Here is a 4,102-nt window from a genome sequence, read left to right as displayed (position 1 = left end):
TCCTCGAGCAGGAACCGGTGCAGCCCGCGCACGGTCGACAGCATCCGCGCGATCGACGCGGCCGTGAGCGGCGACTCGGATCGGGTCGCGAGGTGCCGCACGAACGCGGAGACGTGCAGCGCCGTGACCTGACCGGGTTCGGTGAGGCCCTCGGCCTCGAGCCAGCCGGCGTAGACCACGAGGTCGCGCCGATAGGCGGCGACGGTGTTCGCGCTGAGCCCGCGCTCGATCGCGACGTGCCGCAGGAACGCTTCGACCGCCGCCGCGACCGTCATCGGCCGGTGTGATTCCAATTGTTCGGGTGCCGCGGCCAGGGCAGGTCTGCGGCGCCGAGGGTGCTCCAGTTGCGTTCCTTCGCGGCGAACGCGGCGAGCACCGAGATCACGAGCGCGGGGTTCTGCACCCGGCGTGCGAGCACGGCGTCGAGGCAGTCGGCGAAGGGGACCCAGCGGATCTCCATGTCGGCTTCCTCTTCGGTGCGGTTGAAGACCTCGGGCGCGGCGGTGAGGCCGCGGGCCAGGTAGACGCGCAAGGCCTCGTTGCTGCCGCCCGGTGACGTGTAGAACTCGCTCAGAACGTGCCACTCGGCGGCGACGTAGTCGGTTTCCTCGCCCAGTTCGCGCTTGGCCGCCTCGACCGGATGCTCGTTGGCCTCGTCGAGGAGGCCGGCGGGCAGTTCCCACTCGCGCATGCCGACGGGGTGCCGGTACTGCTTGATCAGCAGCACCCGGTCGTCCTCGTCGAGGGCGAAGACGGCGACGGCACCGGTGTGGTCGACGTAGTCGCGCACGATGTCGGAGTCGCCGTAGCGGAAGGTGTCCTTGCGGATGTCCCAGACGTGGCCGGCGAAGACCACATCGGACTCGGAGACCGCCGCGGAGGCGACCTCGTCCTCGAGGAGCTCAGTCACGGCTCAGGCCTCGGCGCCGACGACCGCAGCGACGTCGACGGTCTCGTCGCCCGTGTCGTTGCCCTCGTTGACCTCGAACAGGCGGCTGGCCTGCTGGCGGTCGAGTGCGGCGCCGATCAGGCCGCGGAAGAGCGGATGCGCGTGGCTCGGGCGCGAGCGGAGCTCCGGGTGCGCCTGGGTCCCGACGTAGAACGGGTGCTCTGCACGCGGCAGCTCGACGTACTCGACCAGGTGGCCGTCGGGAGAGGTCCCGGAGAACCACATGCCGGCATCCGCGATCTGTTCGCGGAACGCGTTGTTGACCTCGTAGCGGTGACGGTGGCGTTCGGAGGCCGAGGGGGCCCCGTAGAGCTCGGCGACGAGGGAGCCCGCCGCGAGGTCGGCCGGGTAGAGGCCGAGGCGCATGGTGCCGCCGAGGTCGCCGCCGGCGATGATCTCGACCTGCTCTTCCATGGTCGCGATCACGGGGAACTCGGTGTCCGGGTCGAACTCGGAGGAGGACGCCCCGGTGAGGCCGGCCTTGTTGCGGGCGTATTCGATGACCATGCACTGCAGGCCGAGACAGAGGCCGAGCACGGGGATGCCGTTCTCGCGGGCGAAGCGGAGAGCCCCGAGCTTGCCCTCGATGCCGCGCACGCCGAAGCCGCCGGGAACGCAGATCCCGTCGAGGTCGCCGAGCAGGCGGGTGGCGCCTTCCTCGGTCTCGCACTCGTCTGAGGCGATCCAGCGGACGTGGACCTTGGTCTTGTGGGCGAAGCCGCCGGCGCGGAGGGCTTCGGTGACGGAGAGGTAGGCGTCGGGCAGGTCGATGTACTTGCCGACGAGGCCGATCGTGACCTCGTGCTTGGGTTCGCGCACGGCGTCGAGCACCTTCTGCCAGCCGGTCCAGTCGACGCTCGTGACGGGCAGGCCGAGGTGGTCGGTGATGTATTTGTCGAGGCCCTGCTCGTGCAGCACGGCGGGGATCTCGTAGATGCTGGGCACGTCGACGCAGTTGACCACGGCGTCTTCGTCGACGTCGCACATCAGCGCGATCTTCCGCTTGTTGGCGTCGGAGACGGGACGGTCGCTGCGCAGCACGAGCGCGTCGGGCTGGATACCGATCGAGCGGAGCGCAGCGACGGAGTGCTGGGTGGGCTTGGTCTTCTGCTCGCCGGCCGCGCCGAGGAAGGGCACGAGGGAGACGTGCACGAAGAACACGTTCTGGCGGCCGAGCTCGTGGCGCACCTGGCGGGCGGCCTCGAGGAACGGCTGCGACTCGATGTCGCCGACGGTGCCGCCGATCTCGGAGATGATCACGTCGGGGCGCAGCGCGTCGTCGGCCTGGAGGCGCATCCGGCGCTTGATCTCGTCGGTGATGTGCGGGATGACCTGTACGGTGTCGCCGAGGTACTCGCCGCGGCGTTCCTTCGCGATCACCTGCGAATAGACCTGGCCGGTGGTGACGTTCGCGGCCTGGTTGAGGTTGATGTCGAGGAACCGCTCGTAGTGACCGATGTCGAGGTCGGTCTCCGCGCCGTCGTCCGTGACGAAGACCTCGCCGTGCTGGAACGGGTTCATCGTTCCCGGGTCCACGTTGAGGTAGGGGTCGAGCTTCTGCATGACCACGCGTAAGCCGCTGGCCGTCAGGAGATTGCCGAGGCTTGCCGCCGTCAGGCCCTTGCCTAATGAAGAAACGACACCACCAGTCACAAAGATGTGCTTGGTCGTGCCGTCTGAATTGTCCGCGTTTCTATTTTCCACCACGGGCTTCGACTCTATCATCGGATCTTCGTGGATCCGCCAGCACTCGCGAGGTTCATCAGTTCGCGGGCGTGTTCGAGGCCGCTCACGGAGTCGGGCAGGCCGGACAACAGCCGGGCCATTTCGGCGGCGCGATCGTCGCCGGTCAGCTGGCGAACACTCGACTCTGTGACGGAACCGTCGCTGTCCTTGACGACGCTCAGGTGGTTGCCCGCGAAGGCCGCGACCTGGGCGAGATGGGTCACCACGATGACCTGGGCGGTTTCGGCAAGCCGGAGGTCGCGATCTTCGACGAAGCCATGACCCGCTTCCAGGCGAAGCACGCGCTCTTCATCGGCGACAGGCTCGACACCGACATCCTCGGCGCCAACCGGGCGGGCATTCCCGCGGTGCTCGTGCTCACCGGCATCGACAAGGCCAAGCAGGCCCTCGCCGCCGCAGAGAAGGAGCGCCCCCGCTTCATCCTCGACGACCTGCGCCAGCTGCACGAGCCCTACCCGGAGACCGTGTTCTCCAAGGACCGCGCCACTGCGAGCGTCGCAGGCGCGAGCGTGCGCATCACTGGTGCTGACGTCGAGATCGTCGCGGAGGGCGACGGCGGGATCAATCTGCTCCGCGCCGCGTGCGCCGTGATCTGGGCGTCCGGCCGGCCCGTCTATGGGCTGAATGTTCCGGAGCGACTGTATCTCAGACGGTAACGTGGAGAGGGTGCAGCAGAACCCAGCGGACATCCCCCAGGGCGTCAGCCACGAAAATGTGACCATGGCGGACGAACTCCTGTCCCGGCTCGGAGACATCGGCGACCTGCCCCTCGAAGACCGCGCGGCGGCATACGCGCAGTTGCACGACGAGCTGCGCACGCACCTCGAGGGCGGCGACAGTGCACCCCGGCCCTGAGGCGAACGCGGATGCCGGGGCGGACTCCGGGTCCGAGGCTGAGCTTGTTCCTGAGCGGATGCCCGACCAGCGCCTCGACACGGCCCTCGCCGACCGCGGGCTCGTGCGTTCGCGCACGGTAGCGGCGCAGGTGATCGCCGGAGGCCTCGTGACGGTCGACGGCCAGCCCGTCGTCAAGGCGTCCACCAAGGTGCGCGCCGACCAGGTGCTCGTCGTTGCCCCGACCGACCACTACGTCAGCCGCGGCGCCCACAAACTCATCGCGGCGCTCGATGCGTTCGACATCCCCGTCGCGGGCCGGACCGTGCTCGACGCGGGCGCCTCGACGGGCGGCTTCAGCCAGGTGCTCCTCGAACGCGGCGCCGCACAGGTGCTCGCCGTCGACGTCGGCCACGGCCAGCTCGCCCCCGAACTCGCCCTCGAACCGCGCCTCGCGGCCGTCGAGGGGTTCAACCTGCGCTACGCGACGCCGGAAACGCTCGCCGCGGCATCCGGTGTCGACACCCGCCCCGACCTCGTCGTCGGCGACCTGTCGTTCATCTCACTCCCGAC

The 4,102-nt window shown here is 69.1% G+C and carries 5 protein-coding genes and 2 pseudogenes; 3 read left to right on the top strand and 4 right to left on the bottom strand.

Annotated features, from left to right (window positions below):
• The 4 genes and pseudogenes from QN345_RS16275 to QN345_RS16260 all read right to left on the bottom strand — a co-directional run.
• Window positions 1-275, bottom strand: a 275-nt coding sequence (locus tag QN345_RS16275) for a site-specific integrase (protein WP_323508882.1), incomplete at its 3' end; no start/stop codon positions are given.
• On the bottom strand, window positions 272-910 hold the full coding sequence (locus QN345_RS16270; RefSeq protein ID WP_134558560.1) for an NUDIX domain-containing protein: 639 nt from the start codon (window positions 908-910) through the stop codon (window positions 272-274). The genes QN345_RS16270 and QN345_RS16275, both read right to left, overlap by 4 nt.
• Before the next feature lie 3 nt (window positions 911-913).
• A complete protein-coding gene (locus tag QN345_RS16265; RefSeq protein WP_241975280.1) occupies window positions 914-2,656 on the bottom strand; it encodes a CTP synthase in 1,743 nt (580 codons plus the stop codon).
• A gap of 14 nt (window positions 2,657-2,670) precedes the next feature.
• Window positions 2,671-2,928, bottom strand: a pseudogene (locus QN345_RS16260) (DNA repair protein RecN); the annotation flags it as partial.
• Between QN345_RS16260 and QN345_RS16255 the strand changes: the two are divergent.
• From QN345_RS16255 to QN345_RS16245, 3 genes and pseudogenes are all read left to right on the top strand, one after another.
• A pseudogene (locus QN345_RS16255) lies at window positions 2,920-3,351 on the top strand (HAD hydrolase-like protein); the annotation flags it as partial. The pseudogenes QN345_RS16260 and QN345_RS16255 sit on opposite strands and share 9 nt — an antisense overlap.
• Before the next feature lie 10 nt (window positions 3,352-3,361).
• The gene (locus QN345_RS16250; protein WP_322136120.1) at window positions 3,362-3,550 is read left to right on the top strand and encodes a hypothetical protein; all 189 of its coding nucleotides are present in this window, start codon (window positions 3,362-3,364) and stop codon (window positions 3,548-3,550) included.
• A 58-nt stretch (window positions 3,551-3,608) separates the two neighbouring features.
• On the top strand, window positions 3,609-4,102 hold a 494-nt coding region (locus tag QN345_RS16245; protein WP_323508883.1), incomplete at its 3' end, for a TlyA family RNA methyltransferase.

The sequence above is a fragment of the Cryobacterium sp. 10I1 genome (assembly GCF_035019805.1).
Lineage (GTDB): Bacteria > Actinomycetota > Actinomycetes > Actinomycetales > Microbacteriaceae > Cryobacterium > Cryobacterium glucosi.
The sequence above is the reverse complement of the archived record's forward strand: the minus strand, read 5'-3'. Positions and strand labels throughout refer to the sequence as shown.